Here is a 23,270-nt window from a genome sequence, read left to right as displayed (position 1 = left end):
CCTTAAGTTGCTACTTTAGGTGGCGCTTGAGGTGTTTCGATGGATGGCGTGATGGAGATCATCACCGGGCGTGAGGGTCGGCGGCGTTGGAGCACGGCAGATAAGCTGCGCATTGTTGCTGAGACGCAGGAGCCTGGTGTTGCGATCCGCGCTGTCGCGGCTCGCCATGATATTTGCGAAAGCCTTCTGTTCACCTGGCGACGACAGGTGCGTGAGGGTGTGCTGAGGGCGGCGTCGGATATGGCGATGTTCATGCCGGTGCAGATGATCGGGGTGGCTCCCACGGAATCCATGCCATCCAATTCGGCACCGCACTCGGTAGCGCCGATGCGATCCGTGCCGACGTCCGGGCTCATCGAAATCGAGCTGGGCAATGGCCGACACGTCCGCGTTGGCAGCGACGTCAATCTCGGCGCGTTGCGGCGCGTGCTGGCGGCGCTGCGCGAGTGATCCCGGTTTCGGCGAGCGTACGGATCTGGATCGCGACGGGCCATACCGACATGCGCCGGGGCATGCGCGGTCTTGCTCTGCAGGTGCAGGAAGGGCTTGGCCGAGATCCATTTGCTGGGGATGTTTTTGTTTTTAGGGGCCGCAGTGGTTCGCTGATCAAGGCGATCTGGCATGATGGCATCGGTTTGTCGCTCTATGCCAAGCGCCTGGATCGCGGGCGCTTCATTTGGCCGCAGACGGTGGATGGCGCAGTGCCGCTGACAGCGGCGCAGATGGGTTATTTGCTGGAGGCGATCGACTGGCGCAATCCGCGGCAGACATGGCGTCCACAATCTGCAGGATAATGGATCGGTAGCTGCCGAAAATAGTACCACGGCGGCTTGGTTCATGATTCAATCTTCGGCATGGACGCCGAGTTTGCCGCACCGCCGGATGAGGTCGAGCTGCTCAAGGCAGCGCTCCTGGCAGCACGTGCCGACGTCGCCCGGGTCATAGCCGAGGCCCAAGCCCAGCAATCCAGCGACCAGGCGTTGATCGCCCACCTCAAGCTGCAGATTGAGAAACTGAACCGTGACCGCTTCGGACCACGCTCGGAGCGCACCGCCCGCCTGCTGGAGCAGATGGAACTGCAGCTGGAAGAGCTGGAAGCATCGGCCACCGAGGACGAGCTGGCTGCCGAGGCCGCCGCGGCCAAGACTACAGCCGTCACCGGCTTTACCCGCAAGCGCCCGGCCCGGCGCCCGTTTCCCGAACACCTCCCTCGCGAGCGCGTCGTCATCGCAGGTCCGTCGGCCTGCGCCTGCTGCGGCGGCACACGCCTGTCCAGGCTGGGGGAGGACGTCACGGAGACCCTGGAGGTCGTCCCGCGCAGCTGGAAAGTCATCCAGCATGTGCGTGAGAAATTCTCCTGCCGCGATTGCGAGCGCATCAGTCAGCCCCCGGCGCCATTCCACGTGACGCCCCGCGGCTGGGCCGGACCGAACCTGCTGGCCATGATTCTGTTCGAGAAGTTCGGCCAGCATCAGCCGCTCAACCGTCAGGCAGAACGCTATGCCCGCGAGGGTGTGGAGGTCAGCCTGTCGACGCTGGCCGACCAGGTCGGTGCCTGCACAACCGTGCTGATGCCGCTGTTTGGGCGCTTGGCTGCTCATGTCATGGCGGCAGAACGGCTGCATGGCGATGACACCACGGTGCCGGTGCTGGCCCGCGGCAAGACCGACATCGCCCGTCTGTGGGTCTACGTGCGCGACGATCGGCCGTTCGGTGGTCTCGCTCCGCCGGGTGCTGTGTTCCACTACTCGCGCGATCGCGGCGGCGAACACCCGCAAGGCCATCTGGCAGCCTACACCGGCATCCTGCAGGCAGATGCTTATGGCGGCTATGGCAAGCTCTATGAACCGGGACGCAAACCCGGGCCGATCGTGGAAGCTGCCTGCTGGGCGCATGCGCGCCGGAAGTTTTTCGTGCTGGCCGACCTTGCGGGCAGCGCGCGCCGTGCGGCGCACGGCAAGGCCCCAGCGGTTCTGTCGCCAATCTGCCTGGAAGCCGTGCAACGCATCGACGCCCTGTTCGACATCGAACGCGACATCAACGGCCACAGTGCCGAGGAGCGCCGGGCGATCCGGCAGGCCTCGTCACTTCCCCTGGTGATGGACCTGCAGGACTGGTTGGGTCAGCAGCGGGCTAAGCTCGCGCGTGGCAACGACATCGCCAAAGCCATCGACTACATGCTGAAACGCTGGACGGCGTTTACCCGGTTTGCGGATGATGGACGGATCTGCCTCAGCAACAACGCGGCCGAACGCGCCCTGAGAGGCATCGCACTTGGGCGAAAATCCTGGCTGTTCTGTGGTTCGGATCGCGGCGGGCAGCGTGCCGCAATCATGTACAGCTTGATCGTCACGGCCAAGATGAACGACGTTGACCCGCAGGCTTGGCTGGCTGACGTGCTGGCCCGCATCGCGGAACATCCGGTGCAACGCCTCGATGATCTGCTGCCATGGCACTGGCTTAAATCAAATACCGCCGCGATCGGCCACGCTGCCTGATCAGACATGATGCCGCGGTGCTCAGCGGATGGTTACCATGCTGGTGCAGCTGCGCAAGAAAGGCCGTATCGGTGAGGCGGCGTTCCACGAGCTCGAAGCGGCAATCGACAAGCTGGACATCGGCTCTGATGACGTGCTGCCGTGAAAACAATTCGACAGACCCCTCGCATCGTCGCGCTTGTCCGTCTTCGAGACAGCCTAGCCGGCCCGGCACTACCCGCCGTCCATACAGTCGGGCGGATGGAAGTCTCCAGAAATGGTGGGGCCGATACACGGCGAGGCTTGAGGCTCGACGTGGGGGCGCCCCCCAGCTTGCGAAGATGCAGAAGCGATAGCGATTTACGGTGGTGGACTGCCACTATAGGCGGGAGCATCGTCAGGCGGTCATTAAAGATCAGTCGCTTGAGCGCGGGCTATGCGCAGATTAATACTTCTTGATCAAAGCCAATGAACAACGGTTTTGCCAGCTACTATTTCGAACCGGAACGAGACCTCAGCGCTCTCCAGCAGAGTAGCCAACCCTCCCCCATCTGTAACTGAACCCGCTGGATTTTGAAGACTCTCACCCGATCCAACGAACACAGCCTTGAAACCGGCCGTTTCTAGGCCCTTAATTATGTTGGCCGATCGCTCCCTGTAAGGCTGGCCCTCTGTCAACAAGGTGGCGACGCAAATACGTCGTTCACATTCTTCTTTTGTATTCATGAGCCTGCCTTCCGCATCGAAGCGTAAATCATAAAGGAGAAAGCGCCTATGAAGATTGATACGTACCGCAGCAAGCGAGCACGCGATCAGTACTTAACGGTCCCAGCAGGCACGGATATATCAACCTTGTCTTTGCCTGCGCAACTAGCCGATCTATTTACCGACCGAGAGCAGTTCTCGAGCGGCAACGACATCAACCAGGGCGAACCTCGAGCCGGAATGAACACAACTGAAATCTTGGCTGACATCGCTCAGCAAGGTTTTGCTGCACACTGGGCAACTACCACGGTTAAAACATCCGGCCGTTATTAGCGCTATAGAAACCGAGCTTGTCCACCGGTTACTTTCGTGCGTCTCGATGGCGCTTCTGCTGCTTTGCAAACAGTGCCTCCAGTCGGCGAGAGGCACCTGCGTTTGATGGAGGGGCGGCGATCTCCAGCCGGCTCTCTGGTGGCACCGGCACGAAGATATCGAGCAACCGGATGTAATCCGCCTCGGTGAACAGGAGCTTCCGGCCATTCTGGCGAGAGGTCGGACCCCCATTATGGCGCGGGTGCTCGACGATGTGGGCAAGCAGCTTGGTCCGACCGACCTTGCCACGCAGGCATTCCAGCACCTCGGAGAGGAGCTGGAGGTCTTGTGGGGCGTTTGAGGTCAGCCTCAGCGCCCGGTGTGGGTCCACCAGTAGGTTGCGCCGCCGCCGAGGGCCAGCAGCACCAGCGGAGCCAGAAGCAGGTAGAGATCCAAGCCGGTCATGGGATCAGCCTTCCAAGCACGATCTGCGCAAACATATGTAGGCCAACGCCGGCCAGCAGCCAAACGATCCCGATCACAGGCCATCAGCTGCCGAGGGGGTGGGTCAGGTGATAGGCCTCGGCAATCCCCGGTAGGATGAGCGCTGAGGCGATCGTCGTCGTCGCCAGGGTGTTCAGCGCGCCGGCGAGCAGCTTGGTGCGCTCGTTGCGGACCATGGGCGAATTGACCACGGTTGCCGGTTGGACTGGATCGGTCTCGCTCACGAGCTACGCGGCCTGAGAAGCCACGTCGCCATCAGCCGTTCACAGCGCCGGCTTCCTGGCCGGGCTGACAGAGCCCGCGCGGCAGGCAGGGTCAGCGTGCCGCGGGGCAGGACGTGGCGCATCAGATGCAAGTGCCGGCGTCGTTTCATGCCGTCCCCCATACCGCCGGCCGCTCCGGGCTGCGATCCGGCACCACTCATGTCGAGCGCCGGCTTCGAACAGCTCACCAGTTGTCCGCGCCTTAGCCTTGGCATAGCCGACATCGAGGATCGCAGCCCGGATGAGGGCCACCTGCTCATCCAGCGCAATGACGAAGGCTACGCTCTCGGCGCCAGCGAGCGCCCGGGCGAACTGGACGCCGGCGACAAAGGCGCGATCGGCATCGTCTGGGTGGATCAAGACTGCCATTGCGTCGGCGTCCGCGTGAGTGGCGCTCATGTCCCGCTATGCCTCACCCGAAGACCGGGCCCGGATCCAGCACTTAGCCCGCCATCTACAATGATCTCCAGCCCCTCGCCCTCAATGGCGTCCTGGATCTTCCGCAGCGTCCGCACGGTGGCGTTGCCCCAGACGGCAAGGCGATCCTGTGGCTGCCCTACCGGAGGGGCGTGAAGGCCGGCAACCGCGAGATTGTGGGCATGGCCCTCATCGCACCGGTGCCACCCATGCCGCTGGATCTTCCGCTCACAGCGCGCTTACGGATTGTAGGGGCCTATCGGGGGGCTATCTCGCCAAGTCTCTGCAAGGTCCCCGCGATGTAGACGGTAGCCGCCCCTTTCACTAATGAGGAGGTTAGCGCCTCCAGGGTGTGAACCGATTTTTCTGCGCAGCCGGTAGATATGCGTCTCGAGCGTATTTGTTTGGATAGAAGCGTTGTAGCCCCAGACCTCAGCCAGCAGAACTTGCCGCGAGGCCAACTTGTCACCGAGGCGATACAGAAACTTAAGCATTTTGGCTTCTTTCGCGGTCAATCGAATACTTCTATTACCGTTCGTTTCCTGCAACAGCTTTGCAGCTGGACAGAATGTATACGGACCAATTTTAAAGGTCGCGTTTTCATTGCTCTCAAAGATGCGGATTTGCGCTCGGAGACGAGCAAGTAGCTCTGCGATCCTCAAGGGCTTTGTAACGTAGTCATTGGCACCGGCATTCAGACCCCGAACGACATCGGCTTCCTCGCGCAATTCGCTCAATATGATGACCGGCGTGCGCCGCCCCGAATCCCTTTGACTGGCACAAAAGTCGCACCCGTCTCCATCGGGCAGTACCACCTCCAGAATTAGAGCGTCGTACCGGGGCGACTCGTTGAGAAAACCGCGCGCTTGCGAGATTGAACTAGCCTGCTCAACCAAAAACTGACCCTCAGATTGAAGCTGCTCAACCAGCGCTTCTCGAAATATCTGGTCATTATCCACGAGTAGAATTGGCCGTCCGCTTGCCATCGGGACCTTTTGCCTCCGCGCCGTCGCGCGGCGCATCATTATCCAGGCCTCCTGACACAAACAGGCGGAAGCGTTTCGTTTCGCAAGTCCGTGCCTACCACGCCTTTATATCAGCACCTAATCCCACTCGTCCCGATTTTAGAATAAGTCTCTGAGGGGGAGAGATAGATCCAGATTTTGACTTTAGTAAGAACCAGATGGATGGGAAGGCATTTGCCCCGCCGTCTCCGCTAATTCGCTCTGCAATAGATAGCCCAAAGGTATGCCTTTCAAGACTTGGACTAAACATCTCTCATGTTCGCCACTTCAAGCTGCAGGCACGGTAAATCTGCGCCCGTATGACAGGCTGTTCAGCGTAGCCGCAGCTGGGTAAGGCAGGAGGCACGATCATGAAACGACGGTTGATCATGCTCTGATACGCGGGTTGGTTACCGCCGGACCGGGGATACGTCGCGGAGCGTCCTCTGTCTAGAAAACCAGCGTCGGACAAAAATCCGGCTGTAGATGTTTCCGAGGGTTCTCCTGGCCGTGACCGTGCCTCCAGCCCTGCCCAGCTTTGGATGCATCGAGGTGCTGCTGTTCTCCTTACCGTCGTGTTCAATCAGATAAAACAGATCAGGCGGCGGCAGCCTCGACATGCTTGGCAATCGCCCAAACAAAACCACTCAATTCACGTGCGATTGCCGTGGTCACGATCTTTGCCGACTTGCCGGTATGAGAGAGTTTGCGATAGCGCCCGCATAGTCGGGTCTGGGCCTTCCACGCCGTTTCGCGGATGGGCCCGGACACGCCTTCCTGCCGCAACAGCAGATCCCGGCTGATCCGGGCCGGGAACCGGTAGGTCCATGCAGCCTCGATCAGCATCCGTCGTGCTGCACCGTTGCCCGCTTTGGTTATCCCTCCCTGGCGCCGTTTGCCGCCGCTCGAATGTTCCGATGGCACCAGACCCAGGTAGGCCATGAGCTGGCGCGGGTTGGTAAAGCGCGTCATGTCGCCAAGCTCGGCCACCAAGGTTGCCGCTGCCACCAGGGCGACGCCACGCAGAGCCTGCAAGGCGCGCACGACCGGGCCGAGCGACCAGTCCGCCAATGCCGCCCGAATGTGAGCCTCGAGACGATCTCGCCGCGCCGTCGCTGCTTCGATGACGACAAGACAATCTTCCAGGACCAGATAACGCACGGGTTGTTCGAAACGCAGCTCCGCCAGCCAGCGTCTGTGCATCAGCGTCCAGGTCGGGCGGCTATAATGCAGGCCGTGGCGCAGAAGAAACCCGGACAACTGCTGGCGAGCCTGACGTAAGCTGCGCACAGCTGCCAGACGGGCACGCACGAGATCGCGGACAGCTTCATGCGCCTGATCGGGGATCCAGACCGGCGTCAGCTCGCCGGCCCGATGCAGCTTGGCAAGATTGATCGCGTCCCGCCGGTCCGTCTTGATCCGGTCGCCCGCCTTGATCGGGATCAGCGAGGGTGCCACGACAACGCACTCGTGCCCGGCAACACTCAGCTGGCGCTGGATACCGTAACCGCATGGTCAGGCCTCATAATAGAACTTCAGCTCACGACCATTCTTTGCAAGCCTGTTCGCCAGTTTTGTAAAGGCGGTAGTGGTATTGGAAATCGTGCCATGCTCACGCACGTCTCCCCGCTTGCCCTCGTCGGCAAGCGCCACCGCGATTGTCTCTTTGTGAACATCAAGCCCGACGTAGGTGATAAGCTTTCCAAGACCCGTCTCCCTATGCATGAGGCTCTGCGCTGGACGATCCAGCACAACCCTCGACAACCTGCATATTGTGAGACGGGTCGCCCTGTCTCAGGCGAACATGTGGTCTAATATAAGAGCCTGTTTGATAATTGGTTCTGGTGTGATTCAAGCTCTGGATGTGGACAGCAGAGCAACGAGGCCGGATGGCCAGGATCGCCCGACACACGAAGCGCTAACCGTCTGACCTGACGGATGAGGAATGGGAGCGGATCGCACCGTTGATGCCGGTCCCCGGCCAGCAGGGGCGGCCGCGGGAGATCGAGTTCCGCGAAGTCGTCAATGCCGTGCGGTATCTGGGCCGGTCGGGCTGTGGTTGGCGCATGCTGCCGGTTCATTTCGGGCACTGGCGCACGGTCTATGGCTGGTTCCGGGAGTTGGCACGACGTTTCCTGTTCCAGACTATTCATGATGTCGACCTGATGCTGGGTCGCGAGCGGGCCGGACGTGACGCCAGCCCCTCGGCGGCGGTGATAGACAGCCAGTCGGTCAAGGCGCCGGGCGCTAGGGCAAGAGGTTACGATGCTGGCAAGCGGATCGTCGGCCGCAAGCGGCATATTGCCGTCGATACCGACGGGCGCCTGCTGATGGTAAACCTGACCACGGCAGACATTTCGAACAGCGCCGGCGCACAGATGATCCTGGATGCGATCCGCAAGCGCTGGCCGTGGATCAAGCACCTGTTCGCCGACGGGGCCTATGACCGGCTCGTGTTGATGGACAAGGCCGCCTTTCTTAAGTTCGTCCTCGAAATCATCCGTCGTCGCGATGGCGCCAAGGAGTTCGAGGTGCAGCCGCGTCGTTGGGTTGTGGAGCGGACCTTCGGCTGGATGACCCGCTGGCGTCGCCTCGTGCGCGATTACGAACGCCGGATCGACGTATCAAAGGCCATGATCTTCGTCGGAATGAGCGGCAATCTACTGCGCAGAAATGCTCACCCATGATTTTCCAAACGGGTTCTGAGGGAAATTAACTGGCGCCCTGCAGTGCACAACTGCGAGTGGCAACCGTGTCTATCGTTCAACCTGGACAGCCTATTTATCTCAGTATGAGGACTCACGCTCGGGAGCCTGTCGATCGGTAGACAATCCACCGATTGCCCACCGATTTATCCACCGATTTTGTGGACGAGATGACAGCGACGTTAGGTTCACTGTCAGGAGGAACCGGGCTCGATCAGCACCGCGCGCGGACTACCTCGCTCAACCCGCACCATGGTCGGCACGGCTCCGCGTCCCAGGCATCGGAGCCGCCGCACGAGCAGCGCGGCGATCGCCATCTCGACCGTGCGCTGGCAGGCATCGCATCGCACGATCAGCTGCCAGCCGGTGAAGTCGCTAGTGCTGCGATGGGCCCGTAAGGGCGGCACGATGCGCATCGATGGCGAGGAATTGTATGAGCGACATGGCCGCCTGGCCGGTCAAGGCCGGAACGGCGTCGGTGACGGTGCCCTGCAGCCCTCGGCGCGTAGCGACGTCCATAGACACCAGGGCTGCGGCCATGGCGGACGAAAGGCCGGCCTTGATCATACCCTGCCCCAACTCATCATCCGAGACGTGAATGACCTCCACGGGGTGACCGATGGTCTGCGCGAGAGCAGCGACCAGCTCATCGATCGTATGGGAAGACGGGCCGGTAACGTCGAAGGCACCCGGGATACCGGAGGCCAGAACGGCCGCGGCTGTGCTGGCGACGTCCGCGCGCGAGACATGTGACGATCGTCCCGAACCAGCCGACGAGAAGACCCGTCCGGACGCCAGAGCTCGGGCCATGAAGAACGTGTTCTCCATGTAGAAATTGTTGCGCAAAAACGTGAACGCGACGCCACTCTCGGCGATTGCCCGCTCCGTTTCGCGATGGTCCGCCGCGAATGGGACAGGAGATTCCGGCCCGGCGTTCGGAAGCGACGTGTATACGATATGCTGCACTCCGGCCCGTACGGCCGCGTTCACGGCGGCTAGGTGCTGCCGCAGCCTGAGGCCTGGCTCCATGATCGTGTCTGTCGAGACGATCAAGGCGCGATGTATACCGGCGAACGCCGCTCCGAGTGAGGCGGGCTCATCGAAATCGACCTTGCGGACCTCCACCCCTCTCGCGACGAGGGCCTGAAGCTTCGACGGGTCGCGCGTTCCGGCGACGACGTTTACGGTGCCGGAAGCTAAGAGCTTCTCGACGGTGAGTTGGCCAAGCTGACCCGCCGCACCGGTGACAAGCAGGGAGGGAGCCGAAGCGTTTGTCATCAGGGATCCTTTGGCGCCAATTTAAGACTGGTGCCATTTTGAGACCGCTGACCTGATGCGCAAGGAGGCAGGTTTTCCTGCCCGGTTACTTGGAGGTTCCCCGTCATGACGTTGCGACCGACCACAGCGGATGGGCCGTTCGATATTGCATTGATCGCCACTAGGGACCCGGCGGAATGCCCGATTCGAGACGTTCTGGTGCATCTCGGGGGCAAGTGGAGCACGCTGATCCTGCTCTGCCTCGGATCCGCCGCCCACCGCTTCGGCGCGTTGCGCCGTGCTATTCCGCATATTTCCAAACGGATGCTGACAGAGACGTTACGGGATCTGGAGCGGGACGGTTTCGTCTCGCGGCATGTCTTTGCTACGAAGCTCCCGAGCGTCGAATATCGTATCACCGACCTGGGCCATTCCTTCCTCGACCCTCTGCATGGCGTGCTGATATGCGCAAACGGTCATCATGCCGAAATCCGTCGTGCGCGCGCAGGTTACGATGCGAAGGACAGTGCCCAGGTCTGAAGGTAAAACGATCACCACCCGGACGCACTGCGCCTCCGGGACAAGCCAATGGCCACTGCATGCGCTACAACATACCAAAAGATCGACCTCTCCTTTCGCAAGGAGCTCCTGACCTGACCTGCCGGGGGCTAGCGAGCCCGCTAAGGCAGCAACGGCTAGTCGGCGTTCCGACGCGGCAAGGGTTAGGCTCGATAGATCTCGCGTCCCGGGATGAGCACCAGTTTGAAAAGCTTGATCCGATGTCTCGCCGCGGCCATCACTTCGATCGTCTCGGACCTCGTGACCGACCGAGCCTCGAGCCGATGTTGAGATTGCGTGATGCTCTGGCCGGACCGGCAAACGATCGCTTCGATGAAATCCAGATCGTCAATCATCGCGCTACCCCTGTGGGCAAGGCGGAGAGCGTCTTGCTCCTCAGTCGCTACCGCCTTGAACCCGGAGAGGCACGAGGCAACGATCATCTAGCCTTAGCAGGTTCCACAGCAGCGTGATCGTGAATCGCGTAATTCAGATCAAGGCGGCCGAGAGCGATGTCGTACTCCGCGTTGCCAAGCAGTTGGACGCCTGATCCGCACGAAAGATGCGCGACGCGCCATCGTGACCGACCTCGAATGCAACAAAAGCCTTGAACTAGGTCTTATACCAAGTCTCCCTGATCAGAGCCCCTTCGCCCAGTCTCGCAAGCCGATGGACATGATGCGCCACGGTTGATCGACGAGCTTGTTCCAGGCATCGACACAGTGCGCGACGACGTCTTCCCCGGAGCGGAAGATCCGGTTCGAGAGCCAGTTGTCGCGCGTGAACTGCCAGATGTTTTCTGTCGGGTTCAGCTCCGGGCACTTGGGCGGTAGCGGCACGAGGGTGATGTTGGGCGGGATGATGAGCTTGGGCGACAAGTGCCATCCGGCCTGGTCAACCAGCAGGACTGCATGAGCCCCGGGCGCCACGGCGATGGCGATCTCAGCCAGATGCAGGGTCATTGCATCGGTATTGCACCAGGGCAGGATCAGTCCGGCCGCTTTACCTTCCTGTGGGCAGATTGCGCCGAAGATGTAGGTTGAGGCGGTGCGCTGATCCTGTGGAGCGACGGGTCGTGTGCCGCGCCGGGCCCATCGCCGGGTGATCTTGTTTTTCTGGCCGATCCGGTCGAGCGTCACCTGCGCTCGACCATCCGCGAACCAGAGTTCTATGTCGGAGCGCGCGACACCCTTTTCGTGCGCGACTTGGTCCAGACGGGCGCGGAGACTTTTTTAAAAGCCTCGATCGCACCCTCCGCCTGAGCGTGATGACGCGGGCGCGCCGACAGCTTGCGATAGCCCATCTTCCGCAACTCCCGGCTAAGCGTCTGCTTGGCGATAGGCACGCGGTATTCCTCGAACAACCACTGGCAGAGGTCGATGACACGCCATCGCACCACGCCGTGGATGGCGGGAATGGGACCACTCTCGATCTGGCCAACAAGGGCCGCCCGATGCTCAGCATCGAGCCTGGACGGCTGGCCGGGTGCCTTGCGGTCGATCAAGCCTGTCGGTCCGTCGGCGTTGAACTTCAGCACCCACTCCCGCACGATCTGTAGGGTCACCCCCCCGACCTTGGCTGCCTCGCCTCGGGTGCCGCCGTCATAGATCGTGGCCACCGCCAGCAGACGCCGTGCCTGCGGGCCATCTTTCGTCTTTCTGGCAGCGGCCCGCACGTGCGCTGCAGTGAAGTCGCTCCGGAGCGGGATTGGCATGGCAAACCTCCAGGTTCGCCAGAGCGAATCAGATTATGCCCACCTCGGGAATCCCCCAGGAGTCACGGTATCAGAGCCTTGGTATTACGGCTTTTCAATGTGTTGTGAGACCGCGTGATGGCAATCAGGATCCTGTTTGCCGAAGACGAGGGCCTCATTCGGATGATGACGGCCGAGAGCCTGCGGGATGAGGGATTTGACGTCGTGGATGCTTGGGACGGCGACGAACCCGTCAGGTTGCTCGAGGCCGGCGAGACCTTCGATATCGTCGTGACCGACGTTCATATGCCCGGGTCACGGGACGGCATCGACGTCGCCGTTCATGCCCGACGACTTCACCCCAGGATCCCCGTGATTGTCGCGTCTGCCTACGAACCAAACCATATGCCGCGTCTGGCGATACTCGACCCAGCCGCGATTTACATCGGCAAGCCCTATAGTCTGGTCGATCTCATGGACGCTGTCAGGCGCCTGACCACATTGCCTTGAGCCGGGTTCATCTCGCCAACCGGGCTTTGCTCATGCGCAGCGTCACGACCACCCCCTCGACGGGCCAGTCGAAGCCGATAGAGCCGCCAAGCTGACCGCAGACGCTCCGGCTGATCAGTCTCGATCCGAATCCTTCGGGTCCATGAGGGACGCTGACAGGCGGCCCGCCTCGTTCCGTCCAGAGCATGATCACATCGTCATCGTGGGCGGTACAGGACACGTCCAATGTCCCGTGGGCTTCTGACAGCACGCCGTATTTGACCGAGTTGGTGGCCAGTTCGTGCACCACCAGGGCCAACGTCGTGGCCGTGGTCTCGCCGACGCGGACTTCGGGCACCGTGACGGTGATCCGCTCGCCGACGCCGCCTCGATGGTTGTAGGACGCCAGAAGGACATACAGTAGATCGCCCAGGAGCGCCTTCCTTTCCTCCCCGGGAACGGGACGGACGAGGTCATGCGCACGTCCCAGGGCGGTCAGCCGAAGCGTCAGATCCTCGGCCATCTCCGTGGTCGTTGCCGCCGAGCGTGCGGCCATCCCGGTGACAGCGGATGCCAAGGCGAACAGGTTCTTGACCCGATGGCTCATCTCGCCCGCCAAGATCTCCCGGGACTCCTCGACCTGCTTGCGGTCTGTGACGTCCATGAAGATGCCGAACATGACCCGGTCGACCATGCCGGTATCCCCGCTTTCGCCGCGCGCCGAGATCCATCGCACCACATCCTCATCGTGGAGGATGCGGAAGTCGATCTCGTATGGCCCAACCATCGCCCGGGTTTTGGTAAATGCCTCCCTGACCCGGCCGAGATCCTCTGGATGGATCTTCGCGGACAGAGCCTCGAAGGTCACAGCCCGCTCGACTTTCGGCACCGCCCATAGGCCATGCGCGCGTTCGTCGAGGGCGATCTCGTCGGTATCCACATTCCAGGACCATAGCGCGATCCCGGCCGCATCGTTCGCGATGCGCAGGCGTTCGGCATCCCATATGAGCGCGCTTGATCCGTTCAGCGACACCATCGGGGGCCCTCTCATGTGGTGCACCAACCACTAGCACGAGTTCTCGCGCCGCACATTGAGGTTGCCCCGATTTTGTGGACGGTTTGTGGACTGGGGAGCTACGTGTCGGCTTCTGCCGTTTGCATGCTGGCTTAGTATGCCATGGGCGAGCGGTATCCCAGGGCCGAGTGCAGCCTGGCAGGGTTGTACCAGCCTTCAATGTAGCTGAAGCAGGCCATACGGGCCTCGGCCTGGGATACGAAGCGCCTACGACTCAGCAGCTCGGCCTCTAGCGTCGAGAAGAAGCTCCCGGCCATGGCGTTATCGTAGGCGTCACCCACTGATCTCATCGATGGACGTATGCCCGCCTCGCCGCAGCGCTTGCCGAACGCCAGGGACGTATATTGGCTGCCCTGGTCGCTGTAGTGAATGACGTCCTTCGGCTGACGCTGGCCCACTGCAGCCTCCATCGCATCGAGCACCAACTCGGCCCGCAGATGGTTGGCCATCGACCAGCCGAAAATCTTGCGGCTCCACGCGTCCAGCACCACGGCCAAATACAGGAACCCGGCCGCGGTCGGCACATAGGTGATGTCGGCGACCCAGAGCCGGTTCGGCCCAGACGCGGTGAAGTTGCGGTCGACCAGGTCCGGTGCTGGCCGGGCGTCCTTGTCACGCCGCGTCGTCGTTGGGCCACCATGCCGATGGCTGGCACCCACCAGCCCGGCGAGACGCATCAGCCGCGCAATCCGCTTGCGGCCATGTCGCTCGCCTCCGGCCTGCAGGTCGGCATGGACGCGAGGCGCTCCATACGTCTGACGCGACGTCACGTGCGCGGTCCGAACCCGTTTCAGCAACGCCTCGTCGGCAATGGCGTGAGCCGATGGCGGCCGGTGGATCCATGCGTATTCCGTTGATGCTGATCAGCCATTCCAGCTGATCGTGATCACCGTTCATGGTGATCCGGATCACGGTGTTCACCCTGCCTGGGGAGGGCATGGCGGACAGCATGACGTGGTGCCGGTGAGCTACCACTGACGGTTGAACAGGTCTCACTTCTCCTTGGCGCTCGTCAAGCCTTCTGCCGTGTTCAGGACCTGGCGCTTGCGCAGACTTTCGCCTTTCAGCTCGATGCGATGGGACCGGTGAATGATGCGGTCGAGAATTGCATCGCCCAGAGTGGGATCGCCAATGATCTCGTGCCAGCGGCTCGTTGGGACCTGGCTGGTGATCAGCAACGAGCCTTTCCCATCGCGGTCATCGACGATCTCCATCAGGTCGCGACGCTGTTCAGCCGACAGCGGCTCCGGGCCCCAATCGTCGATGATGAGCAGGCGTGTGCGCTCGATTGTCCGCATCAGGCGCGGCAGGCGCCCTTCGCCACGCGCCGTGGCGATGTCGGCAAACAGCCGCGGCGCACGGCGGTAGAGCACAGCGTAACCTTCCCGGCAGGCTTTGTGTCCCAGCGCACAGGCCAGCCAGGATTTACCCACGCCGGTCGGGCCGACGATCAGCAGATGCTGGCTGTCGCGGATCCAACCGCAGGCCGCCAGGCTCTGGAACAGGCCACGATCGAGCCCGCGGGGCGTGCGCAGATCAGTGTCCTCGACCACCGCATTCTGGCGCAACCGGGCATGGCTGAGCCGCCGGCCGAGCCGCTTGTTGTCTCGCGCGGTCACCTCGCGATCGACCAGCAGGCCGAGCCAGTCTTCGCGCGACAGATCATCGGCCGCACTTTGGCGGCTCATTTCGATGAATGCGTCGGCCATCGCGGCCAGGCCAAGATCGCGCAGACGGTCCACCATGGGATGGATCAGCATTGTCTTTCCTTTCAATGATAGTAGCCAGGACCGCGAATGTTCTCGTGCATCAGGCTGGGCTGGTCAGTGATGGCGGACTTTTTCTCCTGGGCATTCTTCAGGATCGCGGCGACAGAGCCGTAGGAGCGGGTGCCGAGTGCCAGGGCCTTGGCACAGGCAGCGTCCACCCGTTCCGGGCCGTAACGGCCACGCAGGCCGAGGATACCGATGCAGGAGCGCAAACCCTGTTCGGGATGTGGCCGCGAGCGCAGCACGATCTCGATCAGAGCCGCGGTATCGTCGCCGGTTGCCATCGCCTCGCGTGTGATCCGCTCATGGGTCCAGTCGCGGTAGCGCCGGTGCGTGCTCGGCATGTGGTCGCTCACCGTGCTTGGCTGATGCTGGCGCACGCTGCGAAGATGCGTGGCCACGAGGCTGCCGCGGTGGAAAATCTCCACCGTCCTGGTTGTGATGCGTGCCTCCACAGGCTGACGGACCAGCCGGAACGGCACCGAATAGAAATGCCGGGCGATCTCGATGTGATAATCGAGATTAACCCGGCAGTACCGCCAGTCCGCATACTCGTAAGGCACTTCTGGCAACGCCAGCAGGGCCGGACGATCGAGCTGTTCATACAGGGCACGGCGCGTCGTGCCCCAGCCGCGCATCGGCCGGTCGTTGATCTGCTCGACCAGCTCACGGATCGCCAAGTTGAGATCGGCCAGCGAGAAGAACTGCCGGTTACGGAGCTGGGCCAGAACCCAGCGCTGGACCACCTGCACGCCGACTTCGACCTTGGCCTTGTCGCGCGGCTTGTAGGGCCGGGCCGGAATGACCGCACTGCGATAATGCGCCGCCATCTCGGCGTAGGTGCGATTGATCGTCGGCTCAAAGAAACAGGCCCTGGTGACGCCGGCCTTGAGATTGTCGCTGACGATCTGGTGCGGCACGCCGCCAAAGAAGGCCAGAGCGTTGACATGAGCCGAAATCCAGTCCGGCAGCGTCTGGCTCCAGGTCGCCTCCACGTAGACAAAACTCGACGCCCCCAGCACAGCCACGAAGATTTCGGCCTGATGCTTCTCCCCGCTTGCCCCGTCGATGACGGACATGCTCTGACCGGCGAAGTCGACGAACAGCTTTTCGCCGGCCGTGTGCACCTGGCGCAGCGTCGGTTTCAACCGTCCGGCCCACGCGCGATAGAGATCACAAAACCACGAGTAGCCAAACGCGTGAGCCGATCCTGCGCGGTATTCTTCCCATAACAGGGCCAGCGTCATGTTTGGCCGGCGCAAATCGCGGTGAACCGCCGCCCAGTCTGGCACCGGCCGCTGATCCAGCGGCACATCCGGCAGTGGCGGAAACAGCAGCGCCTCAAGCTGCGTGTCGTCCATGTCATCCGGTAATGGCCAATCCAGGCCAGCACGATGGGCCCGGCCCAGGTAATCACTGATCGTTCCCTGGCCCAGCCGCAGGCTCAGTCCGATCGTTCGCTGCGGCAGCCGCTGTTCCAACCGCAGCCGCAGAAGCTCGCGTATCTTGCGCATCGACACTCTCTCGCCTGGCATCCCGACCCCTTGCTCCCCGGCAACAGGTCGACACTACCCTCGGTTGAAGACTGTCAGCGGCAGCCGACCGGCATCGTCATCTCCAGCATGATCAGGATCACCGGAACCGATGATCGCCATCAAACGGAATGCATGATCGAGATCGAACGGATTCAATGATCACCATCAAACGGAATCAGTGATCAGGATCAGCCGGAACACGCAGATCCAAGCATGGTAGCCCGCCTTGGACACTCCGAGGACGCGCGCCATGGTGGCAATCGGGAAACAGGCCTGGTTCGCGCTCCTGAACCGGAAGAGCTCGACGGCACCGCGCCGGTCTCTCGTGCAAACCAGGCCGAGGCTTTTGAGAGAATGTCGGTAACCGGTGCGAGCTGACCGCTCAGGTTCAGCGTTGACGGCGCCCTTCTTTGAGTCGCTTCGGCATCCAGAACTCTCTGATGGCCGGGATCACGAGCGGGATGTTGTGGTAGGCATTGCTGATGAATTCGTCGGTCGCGGGACCTTCGCGCGGCGGCCCGAGCAAAGGATTTCCGAGCGGGTCCGTGCAGTAGAGCAGGATCGGCAGCAGCAGCGCATGGTCGATCCTGTCCAGATCCAGGTGAGGTGGTCCCATACCATCGGACGATTTGACGGCTCGGTTAAGCTTGGTTCTGGTTGTCGTCAGGCCGCCAATTTTCCATGCCGGAAGCCCAATACGCCTCGTCCGGTGTATGATTGGCCAGGGTCGAGTGGGGACGCTTGGCGTTGTAGTAGTCGATCCAGCCTGCGAGGCCAGCGCGCAGTTCCGAACCGGTCTCAAACGCGTTCAGATACACGCATTCATATTCAAGCTGCGCCAGAGGCGCTCGATAAATACGTTATCCATCCAACGTCCCCGCCCATCCATGGAGACCTGCACGCCCGCCTGTCGCAGCACGCCGGTGAACTGCGGCGAGGTGAATTGGCTGCCCTGGTCCGTGTTGAAAATCTCCGGCCGCCCGAACTGCGCCAGGGCATCTTCCAGCGCCGCGATGCAGAATTCCATGTCCATCGTATTGGAGACCCGCCAGGACAAAACCTTGCGCGTGGCCCAGTCCATCACGGCGACCAGATACAGAAAACCACGCCGCATCGGAATATACGTGATGTCGGCACACCAGACCTGGTTTGGACGATCAATCACCAGGTTTCGCAGCAGATAGGGGTGGATCTGGTGCTCAGGATGCGGAACCGTCGTCCGCGGCCGCTGGTAGATCGGCGCCAGTCCCATTCGTGCCATCAGCCGCCGGATCCGCTTGCGACCGACGACATAGCCCTCCCGGCAGAGGTGCCGGGCCATCTGGCGCGATCCATACCAGGGCGTCTCCAGGAACTGCAAGTCGATCAACCGCATCAGCTCCAGGTTCAGCAGCGTCTCCCCGCTCGGCTGGTAATACCACCCGGAGCGGTTGATCGATATCAGCGCGCACTGGCGCACCACCGAAAGGTTCGGATGCCCGGGCTCGATCATCTGCCGCCTCCGCTCGACGCTCATCGACCGGAGGCCTTCGCCAAAAAATCCCGTTCCACCAGAAGCTGGCCAATCTTCGCGTGCAGCTTCTCTACGTCCGCTTCCGACGCCCTGGCCGTTTCCTGGGCTGCAGACTTGTCGGAAAACACCCCGGCCAGACCCTCTACCGCCTGGCGCTTCCATTCACTGATCATCGTTTGGTGCACGCCATGCTTCGTCGCCAGTTGTGCCGTGGTCAGCTCGCCACGCAACGCCTCAAGAGCAACCTTGGCCTTGAAATCCGCCGCATATCTCTTCGGCTTGCCCGTCATCAGGTTCGTCCTTCTCAAAGGCAAACCAAGCTTAACCTACTGTCCGGAAATCGGGGACCACCTCACAGGAGCGGCTGCCACTCCTTGAGCCGCAGCTGCATCGCGAGGATAAACCCCATGCACCACGGATGGAGATCCACCAGTCCATCGTCGGCCTTCTCGAACACCGGTGCATGCTTGTCCGGCGTGAGCGACAAACGATCAAGGACACTTTGCGTCGCGAGGAGGTTGAAATTGATGGGCCGACAACCCGTACGGGATCTGCAACGGCCAATATCGATAAGACCCGAACGTCTGGCATCTAAGCTTTAAATATACCGTGTCTGGTGGGTAGCCTCCACCGTGTGGGGGCTACTACCAGATCACTGACTTCAAAATAATATAGACCTGTATGCTTCTGCCATTCGATTCTGTGGGCGGGTTAAGGGTTCGCTTTATCAACGGATTGGTCTGTCAGCATCTATCGCTAACGACTGTGCCAACGAAGGCGGAAGCTATTGCCCTGGGCGGCCTACGGCCTCGGTAGCAGCTGTTGATCCATCAACAAGGGAATGGTGCTGATGCGGCGTGACATAGCTCAAAAGAATGCCAACTGCAGCCGCCGCAACGAAGGCACCCACCACGGTCGGAAGTAGGTAGCCTCTGCGATTGGTCGGCATGATCTACTCCAGGGCACGACAAGGTTGGGCATGACGCAAGGTCAATTTATATGATGGGCTAGGTATAACCAGAAATCTAATGACAAGCGCAGCGGTTCTAGAACCTAGCCGGCGGGCGAGCTACCGGTTTACCAACGTCTCCGAATAGACCCCCTCTCATTCAACGGGCCTCCTGGCCCGTTTCTCTTCAGGTCGATGCAGTTCCTTGCCGCCGATGAAGCTAGGGCTGGCCGTCCAGTTGTGGCGCTGGACAGCTCTCAACCAAGGGAGGGATATCAGCCACTGACCGGGGTCGCGCCAACAAGTAGCCTCGCCGCTCGTTACAGCCCAGCCTGACGATCTCTGCCAGCTGCTCCGGCGTCTTGATGCCCTCGGCCGTGGTAATGATCCCAAGACTGCGGCAAAGCTCCACTGCCGCGTGGGTAACGCAGCGCCATTTCCCCCGCGTCCCGCTGTGGCCGCTCGACATATCTCAAGTTTTGCATCACAGTTTCGTTATGACATCCCGATTTGTCTCCGCTCAACCTCAGAATATTCTGCAGACCGTCTTCGCAACGGCTAGCTCTGACCTGGGCACGGGCCCCAACTTCAACGTTAGCCAGGGCCAGAAGGTCTCGGTTGTGCGCCGCAACATGGTCACCGGTCGTCGTGAGTTGCAGCTGATGCACTGGGGCCTGATCCCCAGCTGGTCGAAAGGCAGGGGCAAGCAACCGACGGCTGCACCGGTAGAGCGACTTAAGACGTCGGGAATGTTCAGGCTCGCCGTGGCCCTGCGGCGCTGCATCGTGCCGATGGATGCATTCTACGAATGGGATCAGACAACCAGAGCACAACAACCCTTTGCGTTCGATCGACAGGACAGAGCGCTGCTAGCCGTCGCTGGATTATGGGACTTGTGGCAGGATCCTTTCGGCTACGAAGTAAGTTCCTTCAGCATCATAACTACGACAGCCAATACCTTGATGGCGGCGGTCCATGACCGCATGCCCGTGGTTCTTGAGCCTGAAGATTGGGACGTGTGGCTTAACAAAGGGCCGCTTGAGTTATTGCGACCCGCAAGAGAGGACGTTCTGTGTCGGTGGCGGGTGAGCAACCGGGTCAATGAACGTGACAACAACGACTCAAGAAATCTGATTTCAGCAACTGCATCGCTTCCCTTTCAGAAGATCCATTGAACTTATCGCCGAGTTCATGCTCAGCGTGAGCGTTGTTCTCGAATACTAATAAAGCGCTGCTATCGTCTAGCGCCGCTTGCCGGGCTCAGAGCACAAGCGATTCAGAGCCTGCTTGTACTCCGCCCTGCGCGAAAGAGTACTAAAAGATGAGTGTCACGCTTGAACCACTTGACCCGACCTCCTGCGACCGGGAGCTAATCCACGCGCCAGGATCGATCCAACCACACGGCATGATGCTGGTAGCTGCTACGGAGGACCTGCGTGTGCAGCATGTGGCAGGCGACATTGAGCATCGCCCTGGTGTGACAGCATCGAAGGGTCAGCCCCTCAAGGTGCTCATCAGCGACGTAATCGGCGAGAAGATCGCCGCTCTGGCGATGCCGTATGGTATGGGCGGGTTCAATGGGACAGCTGCAGACGTCGGCCGGCGAGCTGCTGGACGTCACCGCCCATCGCGGCGGCACCCACATCATAGTCGAACTTGAGACAGCGTCCGTCGATGGCCTGTCGGCGTCGCGCGTGATCGACTGGGTAGCAGTGGCAGCGGCCGCATTCGAGCGGGCTGCGTCACTGACATCTGTCTTCGAGCAGGCCGCCGTCGAGTTCCGGCGGCTGACCAGGTTTGATCGGGTCATGGTGTACCGGCTATTGGACAACGCCGCGGGCAAGGTCCTGGCGGAGGACAAGAGGAAGGATCTGTACTCGTTCCTCAACCAACACTTTCCCGCATCCGACATTCCACAGCAGGCGCGAGCGCTGTATGTCCGCAATGTGCTGCGGGTCATTCCCGACGCGTTCTACGAGCCGGTCGCCCTGCGACCGAGCCGGACGGGATCCGAGCCGCTCGACATGAGCGACTGCAGCCTGCGCAGCGTCTCGCCGATGCACCTGATGTATCTCCAGAACATGGGTGTGCAGGCCTCCTCCTCGTTCTCGATAGTGCGCAATGGCATCCTATGGGGCCTGGTCGCCTGTCACAATGAGATGCCCCGATCGCTGACCTACCATGTCAGCGCCGCCTGGCGGTCGCTGGCAGCCAGCCTGAGACGGCAAATCAAGGCGAAGGACGAGGCGGAAAACTTTCGCCAACGCATCCGGTTGCGCAGTTTCGAGGATGACATCGTCGCCCTGCTCTCCCGGGAGGGCTCGCTGTACGATGCCTTGTCCGACCATCTGGACGAGATCGGCCGGATGATGGGCGGCGATGGCGTGGCGGTGCTGCGCGGGCGCGAGCTGATCACCAGCGGGATTTGCCCCAGCGATAATGAGATCGGGGCTCTCGCGGTATGGCTGTCGGATCGCGCCGTCGTGCCGGTGTTTTCTACCGACAGCCTGTCGCGCGTCTACCCGGCCGGCGCCAGGTTCCAGAAACTGGTTAGCGGTGTGCTGTCGGTGCCCCTGTCGGTCGACGAGCCGTGGCTGCTGCTCTGGTTCCGGGCCGAAGAGATCGAAACCGTCGAGTGGGCCGGCAACCCGCACAAGGAGCATAGTCTCGATTCCTGCATACCGTTGACGCCGCGGGCGTCGTTCGAGGCCTGCGCCGAGATCGTCCGCGGACGCGCTCGGGCCTGGTCGCTCGCGGAGGTCGAGGCGGCTACGCGGCTGCGATCTGCGTTGGCTGACGTGCAGCGAAACCGGCGCCTGCGCGAGCTCAACGGCAACCTGACCAGGATCCTGCAGGACAAGGATCTTCTCCTGCAACAGAAGGCGTTCCTGATCGGCGAGGTCAATCATCGCGTGCAGAACAGCATTCTGCTGGTCTTCACTTTTTTGGGTCTGCAGGCCAACACATCGACCAACGTGGAGCTGCAGGAAGCCCTGGAAGAAGCCCGCCGGCGCCTGACCGCCGTGGCACTGGTCCACCGCCGGCTCTACCGCGGTGACCATGTTGAGGTGGTCGACGGCGCCCGCTACATCGAAGAGCTGTGCGCGGACACCTTCTCCTTTATGGGCCAGGACTGGGCGAAGCACCTAGCCCTGGATCTGATGCCAGTGCTGATCGCCACCGACCGCGCGGTGACCCTGGGTCTGGTGCTGACCGAGTTGCTGATCAACTCAAACAAGTATGCTTATGCCGTATCCCTCCGCCGGGTGCCGCCTTGTGGTGCGGTAGCTCAACTGTGAGTCTGCGCTCGTAAGGAGTCCTTATGAGCGCTCATAGCAGCACAGCATGCCGCAGATAACCTTGCTGACGGGTCCGGAGCGGCGACGTCGGTGGAGTTGGGACGAGCGTCGCCGGATCTTGAATGCGGCCTTCATGCCTGGCGCCGTTGTGGCGGACGTTTCCCGCCAGTTCGAAGTCTCGACAAGCCTGATCTACAAGTGGCGACGACAAGCCATGACTGAGACGAGCATGCCGTTCGCACCGGCGGTTCTGCTGCCCGAGGCAGCACCCATCGCGTCTCCGGCCGACACGACAGCAATTACCGTGGAACTGGTCAACGGAACCCGACTGAGGATCGACGCCCAGGCGTCGCCAGCTTTGGTGACCGCCGCACTTCAGGCTTTGCGATGATCCCGATCGCCAGTGGGGTGCGCATCTGGATAGCAACCGGTCACACCGACATGCGTCGCGGCATGCCGGGCCTGGCGCTGCTGGTGCAGGAGGGATTTGGCCGCGACCCGTTCGCGGGCGACGTCTTTGTTTTCCGCGGCCGCACCGGTTCGTTGCTCAAGGCGCTTTGGCATGACGGGCTTGGACTGTCGCTGTATGCCAAGCGCCTGGATCGCGGGCGCTTCGTCTGGCCCCAGACGGTGGACGGCGTCGTGGCCCTGACAGCTGGCCAGATGAGCTATCTTTTAGAGGGAATTGATTGGCGCAATCCGCAGCAGACGTGGCGGCCGCAATCGGCGGGATAATGCGGTCGTCC

The 23,270-nt window shown here is 61.5% G+C and carries 23 protein-coding genes and 4 pseudogenes; 12 read left to right on the top strand and 15 right to left on the bottom strand.

The genetic code is table 11. The features are described 5' to 3' along the window. Positions 1 to 39: 39 nt before the first annotated feature. The 4 genes from tnpA (HN018_RS26600) to HN018_RS26585 all read left to right on the top strand — a co-directional run bounded on the left by tnpA (HN018_RS26600) (position 40) and on the right by HN018_RS26585 (position 3,515). The gene (gene tnpA, locus HN018_RS26600) at positions 40 to 450 is read left to right on the top strand and encodes an IS66-like element accessory protein TnpA (protein ID WP_172443548.1); all 411 of its coding nucleotides are present in this window, start codon (positions 40 to 42) and stop codon (positions 448 to 450) included. Continuing rightward, positions 447 to 794, top strand: a complete 348-nt coding sequence (gene tnpB / locus HN018_RS26595; RefSeq protein ID WP_171837087.1) for an IS66 family insertion sequence element accessory protein TnpB — start codon at positions 447 to 449, stop codon at positions 792 to 794. Before tnpA (HN018_RS26600) ends, tnpB (HN018_RS26595) begins: the two co-directional genes overlap by 4 nt. A gap of 60 nt (positions 795 to 854) precedes the next feature. Next, positions 855 to 2,498, top strand: coding sequence for an IS66 family transposase (tnpC, locus tag HN018_RS26590; protein ID WP_171837086.1), 1,644 nt, complete (start codon positions 855 to 857; stop codon positions 2,496 to 2,498). Between the two features lie 753 nt (positions 2,499 to 3,251). Continuing rightward, a complete protein-coding gene (locus HN018_RS26585) occupies positions 3,252 to 3,515 on the top strand; it encodes a hypothetical protein (RefSeq protein WP_171837909.1) in 264 nt (87 codons plus the stop codon). A 527-nt stretch (positions 3,516 to 4,042) separates the two neighbouring features. On the opposite strand, the gene HN018_RS26580 is transcribed toward HN018_RS26585, so the two are convergent. The 4 genes and pseudogenes from HN018_RS26580 to HN018_RS26565 form a co-directional block, all read right to left on the bottom strand. After that, positions 4,043 to 4,222 carry a hypothetical protein gene (locus tag HN018_RS26580; protein WP_171837910.1) on the bottom strand — a complete coding sequence of 60 codons (180 nt, stop codon included), beginning with the start codon at positions 4,220 to 4,222 and terminating at the stop codon, positions 4,043 to 4,045. A gap of 39 nt (positions 4,223 to 4,261) precedes the next feature. After that, positions 4,262 to 4,660 (bottom strand): hypothetical protein, encoded by a 399-nt coding sequence (locus HN018_RS26575; RefSeq protein WP_171837911.1) that lies wholly within the window; start codon positions 4,658 to 4,660, stop codon positions 4,262 to 4,264. 257 nt (positions 4,661 to 4,917) lie between these two features. After that, positions 4,918 to 5,664 (bottom strand): response regulator transcription factor, encoded by a 747-nt coding sequence (locus tag HN018_RS26570; protein ID WP_171837912.1) that lies wholly within the window; start codon positions 5,662 to 5,664, stop codon positions 4,918 to 4,920. A gap of 615 nt (positions 5,665 to 6,279) precedes the next feature. Next, positions 6,280 to 7,407, bottom strand: a pseudogene (locus HN018_RS26565) (IS110 family RNA-guided transposase). A gap of 137 nt (positions 7,408 to 7,544) precedes the next feature. On the opposite strand from HN018_RS26565, the pseudogene HN018_RS26560 reads away from it, so the two are divergent. Further along, positions 7,545 to 8,369: pseudogene (locus tag HN018_RS26560) on the top strand (IS5 family transposase). A 212-nt stretch (positions 8,370 to 8,581) separates the two neighbouring features. Here HN018_RS26560 and HN018_RS26555 read toward each other — a convergent pair. Then, positions 8,582 to 8,794 carry a hypothetical protein gene (locus tag HN018_RS26555; protein WP_171837771.1) on the bottom strand — a complete coding sequence of 71 codons (213 nt, stop codon included), beginning with the start codon at positions 8,792 to 8,794 and terminating at the stop codon, positions 8,582 to 8,584. Beyond that, positions 8,763 to 9,665 (bottom strand): SDR family oxidoreductase, encoded by a 903-nt coding sequence (locus tag HN018_RS26550; protein ID WP_171837772.1) that lies wholly within the window; start codon positions 9,663 to 9,665, stop codon positions 8,763 to 8,765. Before HN018_RS26550 ends, HN018_RS26555 begins: the two co-directional genes overlap by 32 nt. Before the next feature lie 105 nt (positions 9,666 to 9,770). Between HN018_RS26550 and HN018_RS26545 the strand changes: the two genes are divergently transcribed. Next, a complete protein-coding gene (locus HN018_RS26545; protein WP_171837773.1) occupies positions 9,771 to 10,184 on the top strand; it encodes a winged helix-turn-helix transcriptional regulator in 414 nt (137 codons plus the stop codon). Between the two features lie 182 nt (positions 10,185 to 10,366). Here HN018_RS26545 and HN018_RS26540 read toward each other — a convergent pair whose 3' ends face one another. Together HN018_RS26540 and HN018_RS26535 are read right to left on the bottom strand one after the other, a co-directional pair. Continuing rightward, a complete protein-coding gene (locus HN018_RS26540; protein WP_172443594.1) occupies positions 10,367 to 10,645 on the bottom strand; it encodes a hypothetical protein in 279 nt (92 codons plus the stop codon). Between the two features lie 195 nt (positions 10,646 to 10,840). Further along, a protein-coding gene (locus HN018_RS26535) for an IS630 family transposase (RefSeq protein ID WP_171837774.1) occupies positions 10,841 to 11,916 on the bottom strand; the annotation gives its coding sequence in 2 pieces (ribosomal slippage) (positions 10,841 to 11,412 and positions 11,412 to 11,916; 1,077 coding nt in all). 117 nt (positions 11,917 to 12,033) lie between these two features. Here HN018_RS26535 and HN018_RS26530 point away from each other — a divergent pair. Continuing rightward, positions 12,034 to 12,405, top strand: coding sequence for a response regulator (locus HN018_RS26530; RefSeq protein ID WP_171837775.1), 372 nt, complete (start codon positions 12,034 to 12,036; stop codon positions 12,403 to 12,405). Between the two features lie 7 nt (positions 12,406 to 12,412). Here HN018_RS26530 and HN018_RS26525 read toward each other — a convergent pair whose 3' ends face one another. The 7 genes and pseudogenes from HN018_RS26525 to HN018_RS29210 form a co-directional block, all read right to left on the bottom strand. Then, on the bottom strand, positions 12,413 to 13,435 hold the full coding sequence (locus tag HN018_RS26525) for a sensor histidine kinase (protein ID WP_239479455.1): 1,023 nt from the start codon (positions 13,433 to 13,435) through the stop codon (positions 12,413 to 12,415). 116 nt (positions 13,436 to 13,551) lie between these two features. Continuing rightward, positions 13,552 to 14,322, bottom strand: a pseudogene (locus tag HN018_RS26520) (IS3 family transposase); the annotation flags it as partial. A gap of 129 nt (positions 14,323 to 14,451) precedes the next feature. Then, a complete protein-coding gene (istB, locus tag HN018_RS26515) occupies positions 14,452 to 15,219 on the bottom strand; it encodes an IS21-like element helper ATPase IstB (RefSeq protein WP_171837390.1) in 768 nt (255 codons plus the stop codon). 11 nt (positions 15,220 to 15,230) lie between these two features. Then, entirely contained in the window at positions 15,231 to 16,742 is a 1,512-nt protein-coding gene (gene istA, locus HN018_RS26510) for an IS21 family transposase (RefSeq protein WP_408886729.1), read from the bottom strand. Positions 16,743 to 17,151: 409 nt separating this feature from the next. Further along, positions 17,152 to 17,379 carry a hypothetical protein gene (locus tag HN018_RS26505; protein WP_171837928.1) on the bottom strand — a complete coding sequence of 76 codons (228 nt, stop codon included), beginning with the start codon at positions 17,377 to 17,379 and terminating at the stop codon, positions 17,152 to 17,154. Positions 17,380 to 17,404: 25 nt separating this feature from the next. Further along, a pseudogene (locus tag HN018_RS26500) lies at positions 17,405 to 18,566 on the bottom strand (IS3 family transposase). A 62-nt stretch (positions 18,567 to 18,628) separates the two neighbouring features. Then, on the bottom strand, positions 18,629 to 18,763 hold the full coding sequence (locus tag HN018_RS29210; RefSeq protein ID WP_275434456.1) for a YecA/YgfB family protein: 135 nt from the start codon (positions 18,761 to 18,763) through the stop codon (positions 18,629 to 18,631). 845 nt (positions 18,764 to 19,608) lie between these two features. Here HN018_RS29210 and HN018_RS26490 point away from each other — a divergent pair. The 5 genes from HN018_RS26490 to tnpB (HN018_RS26470) all read left to right on the top strand — a co-directional run bounded on the left by HN018_RS26490 (position 19,609) and on the right by tnpB (HN018_RS26470) (position 23,259). Beyond that, positions 19,609 to 20,400 (top strand): SOS response-associated peptidase, encoded by a 792-nt coding sequence (locus HN018_RS26490; protein ID WP_239479475.1) that lies wholly within the window; start codon positions 19,609 to 19,611, stop codon positions 20,398 to 20,400. Positions 20,401 to 20,546: 146 nt separating this feature from the next. After that, positions 20,547 to 20,885, top strand: coding sequence for a hypothetical protein (locus tag HN018_RS29640; RefSeq protein ID WP_171837931.1), 339 nt, complete (start codon positions 20,547 to 20,549; stop codon positions 20,883 to 20,885). 34 nt (positions 20,886 to 20,919) lie between these two features. Beyond that, entirely contained in the window at positions 20,920 to 22,524 is a 1,605-nt protein-coding gene (locus tag HN018_RS26480; RefSeq protein ID WP_171837932.1) for a histidine kinase dimerization/phosphoacceptor domain -containing protein, read from the top strand. Positions 22,525 to 22,570: 46 nt separating this feature from the next. After that, positions 22,571 to 22,915: an IS66-like element accessory protein TnpA gene (tnpA, locus tag HN018_RS26475; protein ID WP_172443593.1), complete on the top strand. Its 345-nt coding sequence runs from the start codon at positions 22,571 to 22,573 to the stop codon at positions 22,913 to 22,915. Further along, entirely contained in the window at positions 22,912 to 23,259 is a 348-nt protein-coding gene (gene tnpB, locus HN018_RS26470; protein ID WP_172443524.1) for an IS66 family insertion sequence element accessory protein TnpB, read from the top strand. The genes tnpA (HN018_RS26475) and tnpB (HN018_RS26470) overlap by 4 nt, the downstream gene beginning before the upstream one ends. The last annotated feature ends 11 nt before the right edge of the window (positions 23,260 to 23,270 follow it).

This window comes from Lichenicola cladoniae, assembly GCF_013201075.1.
GTDB classification, from domain to species: Bacteria; Pseudomonadota; Alphaproteobacteria; order Acetobacterales; family Acetobacteraceae; genus Lichenicola; species Lichenicola cladoniae.
Note: the sequence above shows the minus strand (reverse complement) of the source record. Positions and strands in the feature narration are given on the sequence as shown.